Source organism: Paenibacillus sp. RC334 (assembly GCF_030034735.1).
GTDB classification, from domain to species: domain Bacteria; phylum Bacillota; class Bacilli; order Paenibacillales; family Paenibacillaceae; genus Paenibacillus; species Paenibacillus terrae_A.
The window spans coordinates 3108405-3128330 of sequence record NZ_CP125370.1; the positions used below are offsets into that span (position 1 = coordinate 3108405).

Annotated in this window: 19 protein-coding genes; 4 read left to right on the plus strand and 15 right to left on the minus strand. The window is 48.2% G+C overall.

Annotated elements, in window-relative coordinates:
* Positions 1–114 precede the first annotated feature (114 nt).
* From QMK20_RS14230 to QMK20_RS14245, 4 genes are all read right to left on the minus strand, one after another.
* On the minus strand, positions 115–948 hold the full coding sequence (locus QMK20_RS14230) for an ABC transporter permease (protein ID WP_283656282.1): 834 nt from the start codon (positions 946–948) through the stop codon (positions 115–117).
* Positions 949–956: 8 nt separating this feature from the next.
* Positions 957–1769, minus strand: coding sequence for an ABC transporter ATP-binding protein (locus QMK20_RS14235; RefSeq protein ID WP_283652137.1), 813 nt, complete (start codon positions 1767–1769; stop codon positions 957–959).
* Entirely contained in the window at positions 1766–2854 is a 1089-nt protein-coding gene (locus QMK20_RS14240) for an ABC transporter substrate-binding protein (protein ID WP_283652138.1), read from the minus strand. The genes QMK20_RS14235 and QMK20_RS14240 overlap by 4 nt, the downstream gene beginning before the upstream one ends.
* A 147-nt stretch (positions 2855–3001) precedes the next feature.
* A complete protein-coding gene (locus QMK20_RS14245) occupies positions 3002–4519 on the minus strand; it encodes a carboxypeptidase M32 (RefSeq protein ID WP_283652139.1) in 1518 nt (505 codons plus the stop codon).
* 256 nt (positions 4520–4775) lie between these two features.
* Here QMK20_RS14245 and QMK20_RS14250 point away from each other — a divergent pair, with 256 nt between their 5' ends.
* From QMK20_RS14250 to QMK20_RS14265, 4 genes are all read left to right on the plus strand, one after another.
* The gene (locus tag QMK20_RS14250; RefSeq protein ID WP_283652140.1) at positions 4776–5339 is read left to right on the plus strand and encodes a beta-class carbonic anhydrase; all 564 of its coding nucleotides are present in this window, start codon (positions 4776–4778) and stop codon (positions 5337–5339) included.
* A gap of 246 nt (positions 5340–5585) precedes the next feature.
* Positions 5586–6152 carry a PadR family transcriptional regulator gene (locus tag QMK20_RS14255; protein WP_044647777.1) on the plus strand — a complete coding sequence of 189 codons (567 nt, stop codon included), beginning with the start codon at positions 5586–5588 and terminating at the stop codon, positions 6150–6152.
* A 156-nt stretch (positions 6153–6308) separates the two neighbouring features.
* Complete coding sequence (locus tag QMK20_RS14260; RefSeq protein WP_283652141.1) at positions 6309–6764, plus strand: hypothetical protein; 456 nt, start codon at positions 6309–6311, stop codon at positions 6762–6764.
* Positions 6765–6767: 3 nt separating this feature from the next.
* Positions 6768–7046 carry a YxcD family protein gene (locus QMK20_RS14265; protein WP_134914723.1) on the plus strand — a complete coding sequence of 93 codons (279 nt, stop codon included), beginning with the start codon at positions 6768–6770 and terminating at the stop codon, positions 7044–7046.
* Positions 7047–7151: 105 nt separating this feature from the next.
* Here the strand turns inward: QMK20_RS14265 and QMK20_RS14270 are convergent, their stop codons facing one another.
* The 11 genes from QMK20_RS14270 to araA all read right to left on the minus strand — a co-directional run bounded on the left by QMK20_RS14270 (position 7152) and on the right by araA (position 19858).
* Positions 7152–8030, minus strand: coding sequence for an STM4011 family radical SAM protein (locus QMK20_RS14270; RefSeq protein ID WP_283652142.1), 879 nt, complete (start codon positions 8028–8030; stop codon positions 7152–7154).
* Complete coding sequence (locus tag QMK20_RS14275) at positions 8027–9451, minus strand: STM4012 family radical SAM protein (RefSeq protein WP_283652143.1); 1425 nt, start codon at positions 9449–9451, stop codon at positions 8027–8029. The genes QMK20_RS14270 and QMK20_RS14275 overlap by 4 nt, the downstream gene beginning before the upstream one ends.
* 68 nt (positions 9452–9519) lie before the next feature.
* Positions 9520–10302: an STM4013/SEN3800 family hydrolase gene (locus tag QMK20_RS14280; RefSeq protein ID WP_283652144.1), complete on the minus strand. Its 783-nt coding sequence runs from the start codon at positions 10300–10302 to the stop codon at positions 9520–9522.
* Complete coding sequence (locus QMK20_RS14285; protein WP_283652145.1) at positions 10299–11636, minus strand: STM4014 family protein; 1338 nt, start codon at positions 11634–11636, stop codon at positions 10299–10301. Before QMK20_RS14285 ends, QMK20_RS14280 begins: the two co-directional genes overlap by 4 nt.
* A gap of 58 nt (positions 11637–11694) precedes the next feature.
* Positions 11695–12537, minus strand: coding sequence for an STM4015 family protein (locus QMK20_RS14290; protein ID WP_283652146.1), 843 nt, complete (start codon positions 12535–12537; stop codon positions 11695–11697).
* A gap of 247 nt (positions 12538–12784) precedes the next feature.
* Positions 12785–14251 (minus strand): efflux RND transporter periplasmic adaptor subunit, encoded by a 1467-nt coding sequence (locus tag QMK20_RS14295; protein WP_283652147.1) that lies wholly within the window; start codon positions 14249–14251, stop codon positions 12785–12787.
* A 65-nt stretch (positions 14252–14316) separates the two neighbouring features.
* Positions 14317–15837: a DHA2 family efflux MFS transporter permease subunit gene (locus QMK20_RS14300; protein ID WP_283652148.1), complete on the minus strand. Its 1521-nt coding sequence runs from the start codon at positions 15835–15837 to the stop codon at positions 14317–14319.
* A gap of 15 nt (positions 15838–15852) precedes the next feature.
* Positions 15853–16506 carry an HlyD family secretion protein gene (locus QMK20_RS14305; RefSeq protein ID WP_283652149.1) on the minus strand — a complete coding sequence of 218 codons (654 nt, stop codon included), beginning with the start codon at positions 16504–16506 and terminating at the stop codon, positions 15853–15855.
* A 362-nt stretch (positions 16507–16868) separates the two neighbouring features.
* Positions 16869–17687 carry a hypothetical protein gene (locus QMK20_RS14310; protein ID WP_283652150.1) on the minus strand — a complete coding sequence of 273 codons (819 nt, stop codon included), beginning with the start codon at positions 17685–17687 and terminating at the stop codon, positions 16869–16871.
* Between the two features lie 20 nt (positions 17688–17707).
* Complete coding sequence (locus tag QMK20_RS14315) at positions 17708–18166, minus strand: flavodoxin (protein WP_044647765.1); 459 nt, start codon at positions 18164–18166, stop codon at positions 17708–17710.
* A 210-nt stretch (positions 18167–18376) separates the two neighbouring features.
* On the minus strand, positions 18377–19858 hold the full coding sequence (gene araA, locus QMK20_RS14320; protein ID WP_283652151.1) for an L-arabinose isomerase: 1482 nt from the start codon (positions 19856–19858) through the stop codon (positions 18377–18379).
* Between the last annotated feature and the right edge of the window lie 68 nt (positions 19859–19926).

Below are 19926 nucleotides of genomic sequence, written 5' to 3' on the forward strand. Positions count from 1 at the left end.
ATGAAATCTGTTTTCGTAAACTTTGAATCATTTTCATTTTCATGGTACTTTATTTTCACATTTTACACAAATGAGGAATTTGAAAAAATCCAGAAATGTATAGAAGTTTGATTCTTATCGCTGAGGACGATCAGACAGCAACAGTCGCTCCACATACACGACCGCCTGATACATCAGTGTCGCTACGACCGCAATGATAAGTAAACTGGACATCACCAGCGTGAAATTGAACACCTGAAAGCCGTAGATGATCAAGTAGCCCAACCCGTTTTTAGCTACCAGAAATTCACCGACGATCACGCCAACCCAGGCCATGCCGACATTCACCTTTAGTGTAGAGACGATAGCCGGAAAGGACGCAGGCAAAATCACCTTGCTAAACGTATCGCGCCGCGATCCACCAAATGTGCGAACCACCTTGATCAGATTCGAATCCACTTCCTGAAAGCTGTTATACACGACTAACGTCGTAATAATGACCGTAATCGAGAGGGTCGTCATTAGAATAGCGGTAAATCCGGCTCCGAACATGACGATAAAAATGGGCCCCAGCGCCACCTTGGGCATACTGTTGAAGACAACCATATAGGGATCCAGTACCTTCGACAGAAACGGCGACCACCAGATTAGCACAGCCAGTAATGTTCCCAGCAGCGTTCCCAGTAAAAAACCCGCCAACGTCTCTCCAACCGTGACACAGACATGCCCCCACAGCTCACCGCTGACCGCATCCTTGCCAATTTGGGTAAATATTTTGCTTGGATAGCTAAACAGTAGTACATCAATCCATTTCATCCGACCCGCAATTTCCCACAACACGAATAAAAACACTAAAATAGCTGTCTGTACACCCGTTACCAACCGCCGCTCCGAACGCCTTCTGCGTCGGTACTCCTGATACAGCCCTTGAATCCAGTGTTGTCCAAGCCGATCCGCTTCGCCCTTCATCCTTTGACTCACTCCTTTGCTCCCGAAGCCTCCAGTTCACCCCATATTTCATGAAAAAGCTCATTAAAGCCCGGCTGCTCGCGCGCATAAAAAGGCTGAACTTCCCGGATCGCATCCGGAATTGCAAAGGTACGCCGGATGTGGCCCGGATTTCGGCCCAGCACAATAATCCGGTCACTGACCGCAATCGCCTCGGCCAAATCGTGTGTGACCAAAATAGCCGTCTTCCCCCGCTCACGCAAGGTTTCGGCAATCAGGTCTTCCAGTTGGAGCTTGGTCTGATAATCCAGCGCGGAGAACGGCTCATCCAGCAGCAGCAGCCCTGGATTAGTCGCCAGCGTCCGTACCAGCGCCACACGTTGGCGCATCCCCCCGGATAACTGGGACGGATGCAGATGCTCCTTCCCTCCCAGCCCCATGCCTTCCAGCAGCAGTCGGGTCCGTTCACGCGAGGCTTCATCTACCCGATTGCCCAGTTCCAGACCCAATAACGCATTATCCATGATCGTACGCCACGGAAACAGATAATCCTGCTGCAACATGTAGCCGACCTCGGGACTCGGACCGTTTACGGGCTGACCTTGCAGCAGCACCTGGCCCTTCGCCGGGCGCAATAACCCGGCGATCATGGACAGGATTGTCGTTTTGCCGCAGCCGCTTGGGCCAACCAAACTGATAAATTCTCCTGTCCCTACAGCGAAGTCGATATCCTCAACCGCCAGTGAGGCCTCCCGGTCTGTTACATACACATGCGTCACTTGCTTCAGCGCCACCACCGGGACCGTTGCATCCGAAATAAGACAACTCCGTTCTTCTGTCATGGCGAGCCTCCGGCGTCTACACCTGTATCAGCGGCTCCATTTGTTCCCGCTTTTGCAGGCTGGTCGGCATTCCCCGATGAGCCTGCTGCAATCGCCTTCTCTGCAAAGCTTCGGTTCAACAGTTGATCCAGCGCAACCGGACTTTTCAGCTCGCCCGCCGAAGTCATAACATCCTGCAAATTCTTCCATTCTTTTTCCTCAATTATTGGATTCAAGGCATAGGTGCCTTGTTCCTTATACCGCTTGACACTACTGGTCAGAACCGCCAGATCTGTGTCCTTGAAATAGGGCATAATGGCTTCGGCAATCTGCTCAGGTGAATGCGTCGCAATCCACTGCTGTGCCCGGTATACAGCCTTCGTAAATTTTTGTACGGCCTCGCCATTTTCGTTCAGATAGCTTCGTTTAGCCATATATACGGTATAAGGCAGCTCGCCGCTCTCCACACCAATGGAGGCCACTACCCGTCCCCGGCCTTCTTTTTCGAAAATAGATGCCTGCGGCTCGAATAACTGCACATAATCCCCTGTACCGGAACCGAAAGCAGAGGCAACATTGGCAAAATCAATATTTTGAATCAGCTTCAAATCCTTGTGTGGATCAATGCCGTGTTTGCGCAGTGCAAATTCCAACGACATTTGTGGCATTCCGCCCTTGCGCTGTCCAAGAAAATTTTGCCCTTTCAGCTTTTCCCAGTCAAAGCTACCCTGCGTTTGCCGGGCAAATAGAAAGGTTCCGTCCGTCTGCGTCAGTTGGGCAAAATTAATGATGGGGTCCTCTGCCCCTTGCTGATACACATAAATAGATGTTTCTGCACCGATAAGCGCGATATCCGCCTGATTGGACAGCAACGCCGTCATCGTCTTGTCGCCACCGGGAATCGTCGCCAGTTGGACATTCAGTCCCTCCTGAGCAAACATCCCCTGGCTCAAGGCTACATACTGTGGCGCATAAAAGACCGTTCGAGCTACTTCGCCCAGTCTAATCTCAATCGTCTGCTCCCCTTTGGGTGCGCACCCGCCGAGCAGCAGCAACCCGAGCAGTGCCGCAGCCGCCACAGCTTTGAAACGAGCGCCGATGTTCATCCCTGTTCCCTCCCCCACCTTTTTGCATTATAGACTTCATATATTGTTATGCGGCTGCCTACTCAATGGTTAATCGCACACAAAAACCCCACGTTCGCCCAGGGAACGCGGGGTAGATGCACAAATGATGATATGACAGCTAGTAAATCACAGCTTGTATATGGAGGTATATTTTTCTTCCAGATAATCAGCCAGATAGTCCGGGTTCAGATCCTCACCTGTAATGGCTACAATCAGCTCGGACGGCGTCCGGCTCTTACCGTAACGGTAGATTCGTTCAGTCAACCATTGCTTGATCGGCTCCAGCTCCCCAGCAGAAATCAGCTCATCCAGATTTGGCAACTCCTTGCGCAGTGTCGCCAAAATTTGCGCTGCATACATATTGCCAAGCGAGTAAGAGGCAAAATAACCAAAATCACCACCGGACCAGTGAACATCCTGTAGAACGCCATGCCCGTCATCCGGCGGGAGAAGTCCCAGATATTCCTTATATTTCGCGTTCCATACTTCTGGAAGGCGCTTCACATCCAGTTTTTCATTAAACAGCATTTTTTCAATTTCATAGCGGATAATGATATGTAAGTTATATGTCAGCTCATCCGCTTCAATACGAATCAGTGAATTTTCCACACGATTAACGGCCAGGTAGAACTGTTCCGCCGTGACCTTTGCCAGACGGTCTGGAAAATGCTTTTGCAAGTCAGCATAATATCGATCCCAAAAAGCACGGCTGCGCCCAATCATATTTTCCCACAAGCGAGACTGAGATTCATGTATCCCCATAGAGGTTCCTTCAGAAAGCAGCGATCCTGCCAGCTCAGGCGCAATATTTTGCTCATACAGCGCATGACCACCTTCATGCAATGAGCTGAAAATCGCGCTAGTCACATCATCTTGCAAATAATGTGTTGTTATGCGCACATCACCCGGATTTAATCCTGTCGCAAAAGGATGCACGCTCTCATCCAAACGACCTGCGTCGAAGTCATAACCCATCTGTCTCAAAATGAATAGGCCGAACTTCTCTTGCTGCTTCACATCAAACACACCATCCAGAAAGCTCTTGTCCGGCTGGTTTGGTGAAGCCTGAATTTTAGACAACAGCGGCACAAGGCGCTTTTTGAGACGATCAAACACAGCATCCAGCTTCTCTACCGTCATATCCGGTTCATATTGATCCAAAAGCGTGTCGTATTCCGTGTTCTTGATTCCCCAATAACCGATAAACTCACGCTTCATCTCTACGATTTTAGACAAATAAGGCTCGAATCCGGCAAAATCGCTATGTTCCTTGGCATCCTCCCACTTGCTCTCCGCCTGAGCAGCGAGTACGCTGTATTCCCGATAACGGTCAGCCGGAACCGAACGGTTCAGCTCATAATTTTTGCGACTTTCCTCCACCAGTCTGCGATCATTGTCCTCCAGTTGCTCCAGTTTGTCTTCTGCGGTAAAAAATTGCAGCAATTGTCCCATTTCATCCGAAATAATCAGCTTGAACATCTCAGTGGACAACATACCCAACGTTTCCGAACGAATATCAACGCCCTTGCGCGGAGCACCTGTCCGTAAGTCCCAGTGCATCAAGCCCACGGCCTCGCCATAACTTTTGATTTTGTGTGCTAATTCTTTTAAAGCTGCCAATTGATCCAACGTCTGTTGCGCCATAATTGAGGTCACCTCTTTATCTAAAAATGGATAAAACTTTATACTTCTTATACTTGATGATACTTATATTAAAAAGTATAATCAACACACAACATTTGCGACCAGCTCCTGAAGGCTTTGAAAAACCGTCAGATAGTACATATTTGTAAAGGGGTAAAGCCTGATTTCCGGCCTGCTAAAACCTGGATTAGGCTTTTCCATGCTGGTCTGCTGCAAAAAATAGTTCAACATTAAATAGCATACGGAGGGAACAATCGTGGATCACATCAAAGAGATTTTGGAATACAACCGCGTTTTCGTGGAAAACAAAGAATACGAAGCCTATCGTACAGGCAAGTTCCCTAATAAAAAAATGGTCATCATTACCTGTATGGATACGCGTCTGACCGAACTGCTACCCAAAGCCATGAACCTGCGCAATGGTGATGTCAAAATTATTAAAAATGCGGGTGCGATTATCTCCCAGCCTTTTGGAAGCGTTATGCGAAGCGTACTCGTTGCCCTGTATGAGCTGGGAGCGGATGAAGTGCTCGTCATAGGCCATTACGAATGCGGTATGGCCGCGCTGAATGCCGACCACATGGTCAATGAAATGCTGGAGCGCGGGATTTCACAAGAGGTACTAAGCACTTTGGAAAATTCAGGGATTAAACTAAACAAATGGCTGAAAGGTTTTGACAACATCGAGGAAGGGGTTAGAAGTACCGTAAAGCTTATTAAGAATCACCCCTTGCTCCCGCCTAATGCGCCTGTTCACGGTATGGTCATCCATCCAGACACCGGGGAGCTAACGCTGGTTGTTGATGGAAATAAGCAGTAAAATCATAATTAACGTTAAAAAGGGTATCTTTGGGTCATAAAATACGACCTAAAGATACCCTCTTTTTTATGAAAATAAGCACATATGAGTGTATGGTGATCGGAGTTAATTTTGGCTAACCTGTGAACGGCCTATCTGAAAGTTGTCAAACCATACAGTTTCAGTGTACACTTTTCATGAAGCGGCAGAACACCTGCCGTAGAGCCGTTATAACCGTTACTAAGATGGATGAAGGAGATAAAATCTATGAATTTACTATCTTATGGTCTGCTGGGCCTTCTCGCCAGAGAAGAATCCTCCGGCTATGATCTGATGCTGCGTATCCAGCCTTTTTGGCAGGCCAAGCACAGCCAGATCTATCCACTGCTAGCGCGTATGGAAAGCAAGGAATTGCTTGCTTCCCGCTGGATTCAGCAGTCCGACAAACCTGATAAAAAAATGTATACCATTACAGACAAGGGAATTCATATGCTTCAGCAATGGTCCCAGGAATCACTGGCCGCTCCGGTCACACGGGACGAATTAAGCCTGCGGCTGTTCTGTCTCTGGCTGACGGACAAAAGCAGTGCCAACCGTATGCTGGAGGAACGCAAGCGTCATTTTATTCAGCGAATACGGCACCTTGAGGATATTCTGAACGACATTCCTGACGAGGATCTGCATTTTGGCAGCAAAAACTTCGGTGATTACATTCTCGTGCAAAAAGGGCTTATGAATGCCAAAGCGGGTCTGGAGTGGTGCCAAATGGTACTGCGTATGCTGCTCGCCGGAGATGTAAGAGCGGACACTAATCCATTTTCACTTAAACCGTAAGACAGAATGCTTTAGTCCATTCAGGCATAGGATTTATATATCAATAAAATTTGAATGTTTTAATTTTTTTGAAACCCTTTTCTATCCGTTTCGTATTACTGGTAAGCGGCTGTTTGACCTATATCAAACCAACATACCAAGGGGGATATATTTAACATGAAAAAAACTTTTACTTTGAAAAATATGATGATGCTGATGATGGCTTTTACCCTGCTGATTGTTATGGTCGCACCATCTACAGCTGACGCGAGGCGAGGCGGCGGATTTAAATCCGGGCAAAAAACGTACCAATCTACACCGAGCAAGGCCACTAACAGCAACGGCGTCAATAAGTCTGATAGCGGAACCAAATCCAGTGCAACTGCGGGTAATGCAAGCAGAACGGGTGGGTTCCTTGGCGGTGGCGGCGGGTTCCTGAAAGGAATGATGCTGGGTGGTTTGGCAGGTATGCTCTTCGGCGGACTGTTCGGTAATATGGGCGCACTGGGCAGCTTGCTTGGCCTTGCGGTCAACGTTCTCGCTATATACGTCCTGATCATGGTCGGAGTAGGTATCTACCGTGCTATTAAAAATCGTCGCAGACCTGATGATTCCCGTGGAGGACGTTACTAAGTTATGATTTTAAGTATGGATGAAATTGTAAATGCCATCTGTCTGCATATGGCTGAACGCAAAGGCGTCCAGCCCACTGATGTGACTGTAGAATTAAGCTGGGAAGAGGATACAGGATATTCGGCAGAAGTCCATGTACAAGGCCGCAGCCAGTATCTGGTGGAAGCCAACATGATTGAGGCCATCCTGAGATACCTGCATTCCGAGTACAATATCCGTGCCTATCGCGAGCAGGTCAGACTGGATCTGGACGAAGAAATTACGGCCATTGTCCAGACTTGATGGAATAACGCATAGAGTCACCTAACAGAATAAGCATTGAAACGGAAGAACCGACCTTCGCTTGATGCAAGGGTCGGTTCTTTTTTGCGTTCTATAGGACATTAGCTAAATGTGTGGAACTGACGATACCGTAACCTGGGGCGCCCTTTCGAGCAGACCACTGCCGTACATTTCCCGAAACGGTTGCTCCTCCATATGAATGTACCCGATATAACAGCCGCATTCCTTCATACGGCACGGACGCTTGGCACTTAGTCCTTCAAGGCCATCTCTGTACAAGTGACCAAGCACTCGCCGATCCTGGTAGCAATGTTTTACACGTCCGTCACCCTGTACGTAAAATACATCCTCCCCAGCACGACACGCCCGCCCCTGACTGCTGTAATCCTGCAAATTCCATTGGAAATAGGGATCTATAGCCGTTAATTCATCAATCTCGGCATCGGTATAATAATGTGGTCGATCCTTGTAAGCGTTGACCCACAAATAAACATCCTTCGGAAGCTGTGATCGCAAGGAATGAATAGCGGGAAAAGCCTGTCTCAGTCCCACGGTGCCGACACTGTAGGAAATACCAAGTTCATATAGCTTCATACCTTGAGATATAAAAGCCGGCTCCTTCGTCTCTCCCGGATGATACGTCGCCCACAGCGCAGCCGTCCTCGGGTTCAGTTCCCTGGCCCAATCCAGCTTAGTGGACAGATTCGTCTGTACAGCCACTTTATCCACATGCGTCATATGGGAAAACTCAATCATGGCCTTGCGGTACCAGGAATGAATGAGAGCTTCTCCATACGGATTAAAAAATATGGATAGTCGATGCCCCAAAGTTCCCTGTTCCCGTACCCAATCAGCAAAACGATCCAGCTGCGCCCGATCCTTGTTCAATGTTTCACGGCTATCCACGTTTTTGCTGAACGGGCAGTAAGGGCAAGCATAGTTGCACGAAGTCAACGAGCCACGATAATATAGGGTTGCTCTCATGCGCCTACGTAGCCTTCCATCCGCTCCCGTACTGCCGTAGATATCATCCAGTCGCCAATCGCATCGGAATAAGCCATTCCTTCCTCGGTCAGTCGCAGTGTGTCGTCTACAACCACCGCCATACCAGATTCCAATAACAAGGACATTCCTGCAAAATCATCCGCCAGAGACGCATCGAAGCGCGCGGTGTAAGCAGATAGCTCCAGACCTTCACGATGGAGAAGTGCCTTCAGAATAAAACGCCGCTTGCTCTCCTCCACATTTAAAATAAAGCCGTAATCAGCCAGATCATGACGCTCGGCGGCGACATAATCAGCAATAATACCGCGCGTTGCGGCTGCACTAACACCGTATCGGCTGGCATAGTGGACATTACGCGTATAGGAGCGCGCACCGCAGCCCAGACCGGCCATGCCTTCCTCCTGACAGCTGTATGGCAGCAGCTCCTTGCCGGGTGCATCATCATTTTTGGCAAAACGGCGCATGGAATATTGTACATATCCCGCCTGTTTGAGTCTTTCACGTGCTACTTCGTACAAGCTGAGACGAATATCATGATCCAGCCCAGTATAGCCCGGCTTTAAAATCGTATTTTCCCGAATGTATAATGGGTAAATAAAAATTTCACCCGGTGCGTAAGATAATGCCTCTTCCAGAGAATACAGCCACGTTTCCGCCGTTTGACCGGGGAGACCATAGATCAGATCTACGTTCAACAGCGGAAAATCGTACTCCACCAGCCGCGCAAGCGCTTCACGCACAAGCTTGGGCTTCTGAGGGCGGTATATGGCCGCACTCTCCGACTCCACAAAGCTCTGAATCCCCATGCTGACACGGTCCGTTCGGCGGCGCTTGAGCACCTCCAGCCGATCTTCGGTTACCGTATCCGGCGACGTTTCCACCGAAATGGAAGCATGTTCAGGGTCTAAACCCATCAGATTTTCCGCAATGTCAAACAATCGTTCGACCAAAGGAGCCTCCAGCAAGGTTGGCGTACCGCCGCCGATGGCAAAGCGTGAAAACGGCCGACCACCCATGATTGGCGCCCATTGTCGGGCTTGTCTTTCAAGCGCATCCACATACTCCTTATGCACATCCAGCCGCTTGTCGGGCAAAGTGAACAGGTTACAGAATCCACAACGAGCCGCGCAAAACGGAATATGCATATACAAAAAATAGCTCTCCAGCTCCTCCTTCTCCCACAACTCTTGCAGTGAGAGCGGTGTATCAAAAGGCCGATAGGCCGTTTTATGCGGGTAAGAGTACAAATAGGAGCGGTAGGGAGCTTCACGGATCGTGCGTGCCCATTCAACAGGGTTCTCAGGCCATAGAGACCTTGATGTTGAGCCTGTGTCCAGCCCCGCAGGGGGATTGGCTCCTGCTCCCGTTAGAAGCGAGTGATTCAGATTCATGGCTTTCATTTCTGCTCCCTCCTCGCGCTGGATTGATTCTTTACATTTTACCAGTGCAATCTAAAATTTCTTGTACCCTACAACACAAATTCGCGGTAAGGCACATTCCATACTACCTCATGAGCTAGGCGATGCCCTTCGTAGCCATCTTCCCCATAAGCCGTACCATGATCGGAAAAGGCCATGCAAAATGTCTTCCCCCGGTTTCGTAAAGCGTCGAACAAACGCCCAAGCTGCCCATCCACATAACGCAAGGCTGCACGTTGGGACTCCACCGAATCCTTGGCTGAGCCCTCCAGAAAATAGTGATTAGGGCCATGAATAGCTGACACATTCAGGAACAAAAACAGCCGCTGCGCCGGGTCTGCCTTCTCCAGCAGCTTTAGGGCATGATTCACCTGATGCTCGGTTGAACGGGGATTCGTAACGCCGAAGGTCATACGCCAGTAGCTTTCCTGAAAATACCCCGGCAGCACCTTGGCAAGCTTGTTTTTTTTCGTGAAAAAAATAACACCGCCGATGCAAATAGTCCGGTAACCTTCACACGCCAGCCCGGATACAATATCCGGTGCATCAAACAGCCACGTATGCGGATGTGTACGCAGTCCCGTATCTTTAGTATGAAACAGCCGTATGTGAGAAGCCTTATCCGTATTAGCCGGTGTAGGCAAGAATCCGCCAAAAAACGCATGATGTGCAGCATAGGTAAAGCTGCCCGGCGTATGGCGTTTTTCCCACGGCCCGGAGCCACACAGGTTCGGACAGTTTTCTTCCTCCAGCTTGGCTACATCGTAACGCAGCGTGTCAAGCGTAATCATGACAATATCATGAGAACCGACAATCTGGTTCATATCGGTCATAATAAGCCTTTCCTTTCCAAAGTTGCAGTCCCATTGGCGAGATGCAGCATTTCCCATTCATATGGATTCCACCCCTGATGTTTCACCCGGTATAACAGATCGCCGAACGGATTTACATCCAGCACGTAGGGACGACCACCATGTGCAGGAACCAGCACATCCAGCCCGGCAACCATAGAGGCCGGAAAAGCGCTCATCGCGGCTTCCGCAATTTGCCGAACCGATTCTACCGTATCCTGCAGCAACCCGGCGTCCTCCAGCAACAGCCGTTCATTGCGCAAATGCAGATTCGTAATTGGGCTTCGGCTTAAACGTAAAACGGCATGACAAGCCTCTGATTCGCAAACAAGCTGGCGTACATCGTAAACACGTCCGTTCAGACTCGCTTTAGGTATCCAGCGTTCCACATGCACCCCTTCCGAGCATAGCCAGCCCAGGATGGCATGAATGTCCTGCTTGTCCGTATAACGGCGCAAGCGTCCGGCATTGTAATACACACGCTGTCCGTGTACGATTTCCGTTCCAATGGTGGTTACTGCCAGCTCTGCCCGTGTCCGCGGATGCATCTGATAGGCTATTACACCAGAAGCACCGGACCCGCAAAATATTTTCACAAACAGACGGTGAACCCCGCTCTCCTTCATCGCTGTGTGTAGATCAGCAACATCACGAAAGGTACCGTCTGGTGGTGCAAGCACAGGCGGAACCCTTATGCCCGCCTTGTCCAATACGGCGCTGCAACGCCGTTTGTCGAACATCACAGCCACTTCCGCCGGATCATTCATCCAGCGCGACGAGGGCCATAGCAGGGCTGCTTCTTGCCGTAGCCACGCCAGCAGACGGCAATAGCCCCGGAACCATTGTGCCGGGTGCCAAATACGACCGTGCTGCTCCAGCAGGCCTCGCGCTTCTGCCGCCAATATACCTGGGCCATGTGCTAATTCCGCCCACGGCAACAAAGAATCGTCTCCCTCCGTATCCGGGGCTCCCAAAGCAATCAATTCACGTTCTACCTCAAAGCGTTCACCCGGTGCATCCAGACGAAGCAGCGGACTAATGTCCGCCCGCCCCGTCTGTAACTGACGGATGCTCTCTTGCACATAAACACTAGCATTTACGCTGTCTGGCGCAGCCTGTGCAGCTATTCGGGCCAATAACTCCCCCAGACTTTGCTTCTCCCGGATGGCTTCCAGCACATTTTTATAGGAAATCTCAACAGCGGGCGGCAGCTTCAATCTGCTTCGCGCCTCCTGTAGTCCTGTGGTCCGCCGATTCCCCGGATTGCCGAACAAAATAAACGGCTCGCTGATATTGCTGTCTGATATCCCAACCATAAAGCCGCCTCACTTTAATTTTTGAATAAACTTGATCGTAAAGGATCTTTTTTATGGATTACTCGGTCAACGATGGATAACGCCAATCATCTTCCTCGTCCGCTTGCTGCTGATCTTCTACATTCACAGACAGTCCGAAGTTTTTCCAACGTTTTACCATTTCATCCGACATATAATGATAGCTCAAATCCAGATGCTTCAGCCCTTTGATACTTTCACTAGCGAGCAGTGCCTCAGCCCCTTTATCGGACAACGTGCCTTGAGACAGATCCAGTACCTCCAGTTGTCCAATCACAGGTGCGTTTGCCGCAGCAATCGCGATTTCATCCTGTATTTCACTATCCTTCAGCCCCAAATAGGTCAGCTTTGGAAAAAGATTGTCGTTCAGGAACGGTAATACATCCTTTAGGCCACCATCAAAGCCGTATTGATCCACGCCCAAATACAACTCCAGCTTGCGCAGCTCAGGCAGCTCGGCATTACGAATTTCCTGAAGGACACTCGCAGGCAAACCCCCGCAAATAATAACCAATTCCTGAAGGTTTTTATGCCGTAACGGCTCCAGGCTCAGGTCCTGACTTCCTTTGACATAAAAGGATTCCAAAGCTGGAAACGCCTCCAACAGCGGAGACAGATTCGTCTGGTTAATCCACGAAACCTCACACTCATCATATTCCATATCCCCGATAAACAGCTTACGCAGCTTCGGAAATTGATCTTTGTGCTTCACCAGCACCGGTATAAAATCCTCCGGCGATTGTTCATAGGCTCCGCCCCAGTCTCCAATAATCAAATCCGTTATTTCTGCGCTCTCTGGCTTGACTGCCAGTTCTTCAATAGAATTAGCCATCGTTTGACCCTTCTCATAAGCTTCATAATCCACAACCAGCTTTACTTCCATCTCGTAATACCTCCGATCACTGATCTGAAAATGTAATAAATCCCTATCTCGTAAACTATCTATTTCCAGTTTAGTCTATCCTATCATACCAATGTTCGTCAAAAATAGACCCCTGACGACATCAATCCTATGTAAAATGTAAGCGATGAAATTAAACAAGGCAGCCCGGTAAACTGCTCCGGTCTGCCCTGCGCTTATACTCCCTAATAAATCTCTACTATATAATACAAGAGATTTTGAAGCCGAATTATTGGCTAATGGTGATCGGTGAGTTATCAGACAGCAACGCCAGATTATTTACGATTACATTCTCTTCGTTGCTCAAGCCACTGGTAACCAGTGTTTGTGAGCCTGTCGTCTGAACCGTCTTCACTTCCTTGCGTTTCGCATGGTCACCATTCACAACGTATACATATTGCTTACCTTGATCCTTTTGAATCGCTGCGGTAGGAACGACAATACCTTCTTGTGCATTCGCAGCGACAAAGCTGATATCAGCCAGCATACCGGATTTCAGTTTCACGTCCGGATTAGCCACCGAAATTTTCACAGGATATCCTTTTCCACTTGCGTCCAACGGGCTTACATTTTTAACTGTACCTGTTGTCACAATATTCGAAGCTGCTACACGTACCTGTACCTTGTCGCCTGCTTTTACATTGTTGATCTGCTCAGCCGGTACATAGATCAGTGTATTAACTGTACTCAGGTTGGCAATGACTAGCGCAGGAGCCTGAGCGGATACCATTTCGCCTACTTCTGCATTTTTCGTACCTACAATACCGTTAATCGGTGATGTAATCACTGTATCGTCGAGTGCGTCCTGAGCGATGCTCACATTTAGCTGAGCCTGCTTGAGAGACTGTTGGCTGGACTCGATAACGGCTGTATTTTGAGATACCTTCAGTTGATTTTGCGCATTGCTGTAGCCGCTGTTGGCATTACTGTAGCTGTTTTTTGCTGAATCGTAGCTGTTACGGGCCGTAGTGAGCGCCTTCTGAGCAGCCACCAGTTGGTCCTGGGCATTAGCCTGTGCGTTCTGCGCATTGTTGTATGCCGCTTCTGCGTTCACAACGGCTGTTTTTGCTTGTTCCAGTTGTGCTTGAGTACTCGCACCCGCATCAAACAGGCTTTGAGTACGCGTTACATTTTTCTGAGCATCCGCCAGCGCTTGCTGCGTTTGCTTCACCGTATTGGCCGCCGAGGAGACGCCGTGTGTCGCCTGTTCTACGGCTGTAGTAGCCTGATTAATGGCTCCCTGCGCCTGATTGATTGCGCTTTGGGACTGAATCACGCCGCTTTTGGATTGTACTACGCCCGAGTTGGCTTGAACCATCGTCGATTCATGGGATGCCTGAGCAGAACTCACTCCTGCTGCTGCCGCACCTGCTGCGGCGCGGGCCTTCGCTACATTATTCCGCATGTCCTTGTCATCAAGCTTGAACAGCACTTGACCTTTTTTGACCTCTGAGCCAATATCCACAGGCAGTTCAACTACTTTACCGCCCACTTTTGGAACGATATTCACTGTCTCCGAAGGAGTTACCGTTCCTGTATAAATGTTCCCTTGCCCAATGATACCCTGCTGCGCTTGGCTGATCTTGACAGGAACGACCATATCCTGCGCCGCTCCACTATTACTGGAGCAGCCTGCCAGCACTGCGCCGCCGAGCACTAAGACCGCTAATGTACTTTCTACTCTCAATATTTTCATGATAATTTCCTTTCTTTCTGTCCGTGGAAATAATGTAAGCCATCCAGTCGATATTTTGTAGTTCTTTATAAAGCTTCCGGCTGTGTCTTTGCTTTCTTCCTCTGAATAAACAAAAAGATTAGTGGAATCGTGCAAAACAGCGGTATGGATGAAATGAGGAAGGTATCCGCAATTCCTCTTGATGTGGCATCCAGCGTGATTAAACCACTTATAGATGACACCCAAGAGCTGCCCAACGTCGCTTGCAGCGCATGAGCCGCGTCCGGTGTAACAGTCTCCGAAATTTGTTGGGCATGAGCTGCCGAACGGCTTTGCATAATCGCTGTCAACACTGCTATGGCCATAGATGCTGCAACGGTACGCACCAGATTGGATGCTGTAGACGCATTCGCTACCTTGCTCGGATGAACAGCGTTCATACCAACGGTAGACAATGGCATCATACAAATACCAATTCCCAGGCCCCGAAATGCCATTACGGTTTCCAGCCAAATATGCGGTGTGTCTGGCGTAAGTTGATGCAAATGATATGTCATGAAGCTGGTCAGCGTCAGGCCAACAAGTCCCAGGGGCACAATGCCGAATTTATCAAATAACCGCCCGGCAATCGGCATCATAGCCGCCATTGCAATCGCCTGTGGAATGAGGATGATTCCGGTATCAATCGGTGACACATGCTGAATATTTTGCAAAAATAACGGTGTCAAAAACGTTCCTCCATACATCCCCATCATGACCAGACTGGAGGCAATGACACTAATCGTATATTTTGAGTTTTTAAATAATGAAATTTCAATTACAGCATTGTCTTTTCCGCTTTCCACATAAATAAGAAAGACAAGCGCCCAGAAGGCGACGAACAGTAGAGATATAATTTTAAAAGAAGTCCAGCCATCATGCTGACCGTTTGTCAGTGCGTACAAGAGTGTTCCTGCGCAAGTTGCGGCCAGCAAAAAACCTGGCAAATCAAACGGCTTTGGTGTTGCTTTAGGCGGTTCCTTGATCAGAAGAATAACCATTAAAATTGCAAATAAAGCTACCGGCACACTGACAATAAACAAGAAACGCCAGTTAAACCATTCAATCAAGTACCCACTCAGTGTAGGTCCAACGGCTGGAGCCGCCATTGCGGCGATCCCCCATATCCCGAGGGACATACCGATTTGTTCACGCGGCATGATTTTGTAAATAATCGTCATACTCAGCGGCATAATGACACCGCCTCCCAGTCCAGCCAGTACCCGTGCTGCGATCAGGGAAGAATCACTCCATGCAAAAATACATATTCCCGTTCCCAGCGAGAACACGCTGAGCGCAAGTATTAAAAACTTTTTGTATCCAATGCGCTGCTCCATATATCCGGTAATCGGGACGATTACACCAGATGCAAGCGTGTAACCTGTAATAACCCACTGAATACGTGTCGTCGTTGATCCTAAGTCCGTCGTCAATCGAGGAATGGCGACATTGATCAGACTGTTGTTCAGAATGGCGACAAAGGCGCCTAAAACGATGGCAAAAAAAGCAAGCCAGCGTTCTTTGGAAGAATCTGTCGAAGGAGCAGCAGCAGTTTCATTGGCAGCCACATGGACCCCTCCTTTTTAAGGTGTATGGATTTTAACTTCCACGTTCGTTCCTGGAATGAGCTTCATATCCTTCGGCTTGTTAACAGCTATTTCTACAGGCACACGCTGGGTCACCTTGTTAAAGTTACCGCTTGTGTTTACCGCAGGAATGAGCGAGAACACCGCATTTGAGGCTTCGCCCACTTTGCGAACTTTGCCTTGAATCGTCTTGTCACCTGCTGCATCAAGCGTAATGTCAACAAGCTGTCCCGGTTTAATGCGGTCAATATCGGTTTCTTCAATATTCGTGGAGACATACAGACTGTTCATATCAACCATGGTCGCAACAGCACTGCCCGGAGAACCGATTTCATGCTCTTTCGAATAAATCTTAATAACGGTACCATTGATCGGCGCACGCAGTACGGACTTGCTGATCATGCTGGAATCCAGCCCCGATACATCCTGCTCTGCAATCGGTTCATTGCGCTGAAGAACATCGCCTTCCTCCACATCAATGTGTGTAATCTCTCCGGAAATTTGCGGCATTACCTTATATTGATCCGCTTGAATACGCGCATCGTCACTCTTAACAAAGTGTGTTGCCTGATACCAATAATAGTAGCCAATGGTTCCGCCGCTCAGAATGAGCAGTATGATGAGAATTGGCAGTACGGTTTTCTTACTCACTTCTTCCACCCCTGTTGTCCAAAAAATTTTATTATTCAACGCTAATATTTTAATTTTGAAATATTAGGCCATCAAACCAAACCGTGAACGTAAAATAAGCACATAGCAGGATACCATGCATAAAGAAAGAACATTATCTATGTACGTAGGTAATCCTTGTCTATGCTCACACACATCGTCTCCTTTTATATTTAAATATTTTCATATAAATATCGTACATTGAAGTATTATAGTTATATTTATCTATTCAGGCAATATAAATTTTCAGTTTTTCAAAAAAAATTTCATAAAAAAGAGCCTTGTTTTCCAAGGCTTCTTCAACGAAAAGGGATTATTCACATTTAAAGGGTTTAAAAAATGTACTAAGAGAAAAGCAAAGGTCCCAATAACCGTTCTTTACGGTTTTTGGCCTCCTGCTGTTCTTTTTTGTTCTTATCCATCCTGTTGCTATTGCCCTGTGATCGTTGTTCCCCTATGCAGGCTCCACAACGACATCGTTCTGTTGTCGCGTGTACATCCTCTCTGGAGTCCCGCAATAACCGAACGTAATCCAGAGATTGCTGTAAAGAAGCAGGACCCGGGATAAAGCGGACTTTTTTGCCTTCCAGCAAACAGTAGACCTCAGTAAGCTGCGGAAGAGCGCCAAATGCATAATAACAAAAAACATTCGTCAAATGTTGAAATGTATGAATAACGTTGGGATTATAATCCACGATGTACTTCTGAATCAGTAAGGAATCGGCTCCAGCTGACAGTTGCCAGGCAGCCTGCACAATAAGCGAAATGTCGACCTCAAGCTCAGGGACCGGCGTGCAAAATTGCTCGTACAACATCACTGGCACTGACAAGTCCCTATTTAACGCACAAATTTTAGACAGCTCGCCTGACACTTTATTTTTGACATCCCAGTAATGGAACAACGATTCGAAGCCGGTTGGCTGTGTGGGCCACCATTTCTCCAGCACATACTGGACGGGGATTTCCCGCCGCACCTCTACTTCCATTCCAAAGTATTCATTTAGCGCATGCCCTACCGCATATTGAACCCGTTGCCTCCAATTCCAGCCTTCACGCCCGCGTTTTCCCTGCGATTGACGGGTAGACTGCGGAGTTCTCCACATCTCCTCAAGCTGATAGTCGTGCAGAAGAGGAAAGCCGCTTAAGCTATCGCTGTTGCGCATACCTATCCCTCGCTCTCTTCTCAGGACACCCCAATACCAGCCTGTGCAAATTGTCTTCCGTAAGCCCGGCAATTTTCCTTCTCATCGTCCAGTGGGTTGAATTCGATCTTCAAGCTCTCCTGAATAACAGTTGCGCCACGTTCTTTGACTTTTTCCTCTACCAGGTCAACCGCGCCGCAGAATAGTGTATAGGATGTATCTCCGCTGCCAAATACAGCGGTCTTTTTACCGGATAGATCAAGCTCATCCAGTTCCTCGTAAAAATCTAAAAATTCATCAGGAAGCTCACCATCTCCCCATGTATATACACCCAACAGGAACCCGTCATAACCGAGCAGTTCCTGCGCGCTGCAATCATACGAAGCCTTCAACTCCGCCTCATGTCCTGCCTGGCGGACGCCTTCGGCGATCAATTCTGCGATTTCCTCTGTATTACCAGTCATACTGGCATAAGCAATCATGATTTTACCCAAGTTCATCCCTCACTTTTGTTTGACATATGGAATGCATTCATTCCCTATTACTCAAATAATATTTGATAATGATTCTCATTGTCAAATATTAATTTAAAATAAGTGTTTTACACATGGTGCAACATACGCAAAACAGCCGCATAGCATGCGGCTGTTCGCTGATAAACCCTATGAGTAAGCTGCTTCAACAAGCAACTTGTTTATTTATTGCATCCATTATTTATTACGCCAGTACAGTTCATTCCATTGCAGCTCCTGACGGAACTGACGGATGTTCGTGTTGTTGTCAATGACGACGGCTTCTATGCCTGTCAGCTCTGCGTAATCCAGCAATTGCTCAGTGGTTACAGCATAGGACAACACCGTATGATGCGCTCCACCCGCATGAATCCATGCTTCTGCGGACACTTCCAGCGAAGGCTCTGGTTTCCACAAAACGCTGGCTACAGGCAGTTTCGGCATTTGGTTTTTATTTTCCACAGCATGGATTTGGTTAATGATCAGACGGTAACGTCCTCCCAGCTCAATGATGGATGCTACGAGCGCCTTACCCGGTTTGCCTTCAAAAATAAGACGAGCCGGATCGGCTTTGCCGCCAATACCCAACGGTTGAACATCAATACGCGGTTTGTTCACAGCAATTGTCGGACATACCTCCAGCATATGAGAACCCAAATTCAGTTCATTGCCCGGCTCCAAATGATATGTGTAATCTTCCATAAAGGAGGTATCCACATTATTCGCCATCAGCTTCATCAGGCGCGTCAACGCTGCCGTTTTCCAGTCACCCTCGCCGCCGAATCCGTAACCTTGGGCCATCAAACGCTGCACCGCCAAACCAGGCAGTTGTTTCAGACCATGCAGGTCTTCAAACGTTGTCGTAAAGGCTCCAAATTCTCCGTCCTGCAAAAACTTTTTCAAGCCCAGCTCAATACGAGCCTGCTCCAAAATAGAATCACGTACTGCACCCGGTTGCTTGGCTTCTGCGGACAACTCATACAGGTCGTGATACTCCTCGAACAGAGAGTTGATATCCCCCTCTGACACGCTATTAACGACCTCAACCAGATCACCCACACCATAGCCGTTGATGGACCAGCCCAACTGGGCCTGAGCAGATACTTTGTTGCCGTCGGTTACAGCTACTTCACGCATATTGTCACCAAAACGGGCTACTTTGAGATTTTGGCTTTCGCTATAAGCAGCAGCCGTGGACATCCAGCCTCCGATGCGTTTCTGAACGCCTTCTTCCTCCCAATAGCCTACGACGACTTTGCGAGTTACACCCAGACGGGCACCGATAAAGCCAAATTCACGGTCACCATGCGCGGATTGGTTCAGGTTCATAAAGTCCATATCAATACTATCCCAAGGGATATCACGGTTAAATTGAGTATGCAGGTGCAACAAAGGCTTTGCCAAACGCGTCAAGCCAGCAATCCACATTTTCGCCGGAGAAAATGTATGCATCCAGGTAATAATCCCTGCACACAGGTCATCTCCGTTCGCATCAATAATGAGACGACGAATCGCGTCGGAATTTGTCAGAACCGGCTTGAGTACCACTTCAAACGGTAAATGACCACTACGGTTCAATCCCTCTACAATTTGACGAGAATGCTCTTGTACCTGATCGAGCGTCTCGGGTCCATACAAATGCTGACTTCCTGTAGCAAACCAAAATTTAAACGGTTTCATAATTAAAAATTCCTCCTGTCAGGAAATAAGTATAGTTGCAGCTGTATTCTTAGATAAACTATTATGTA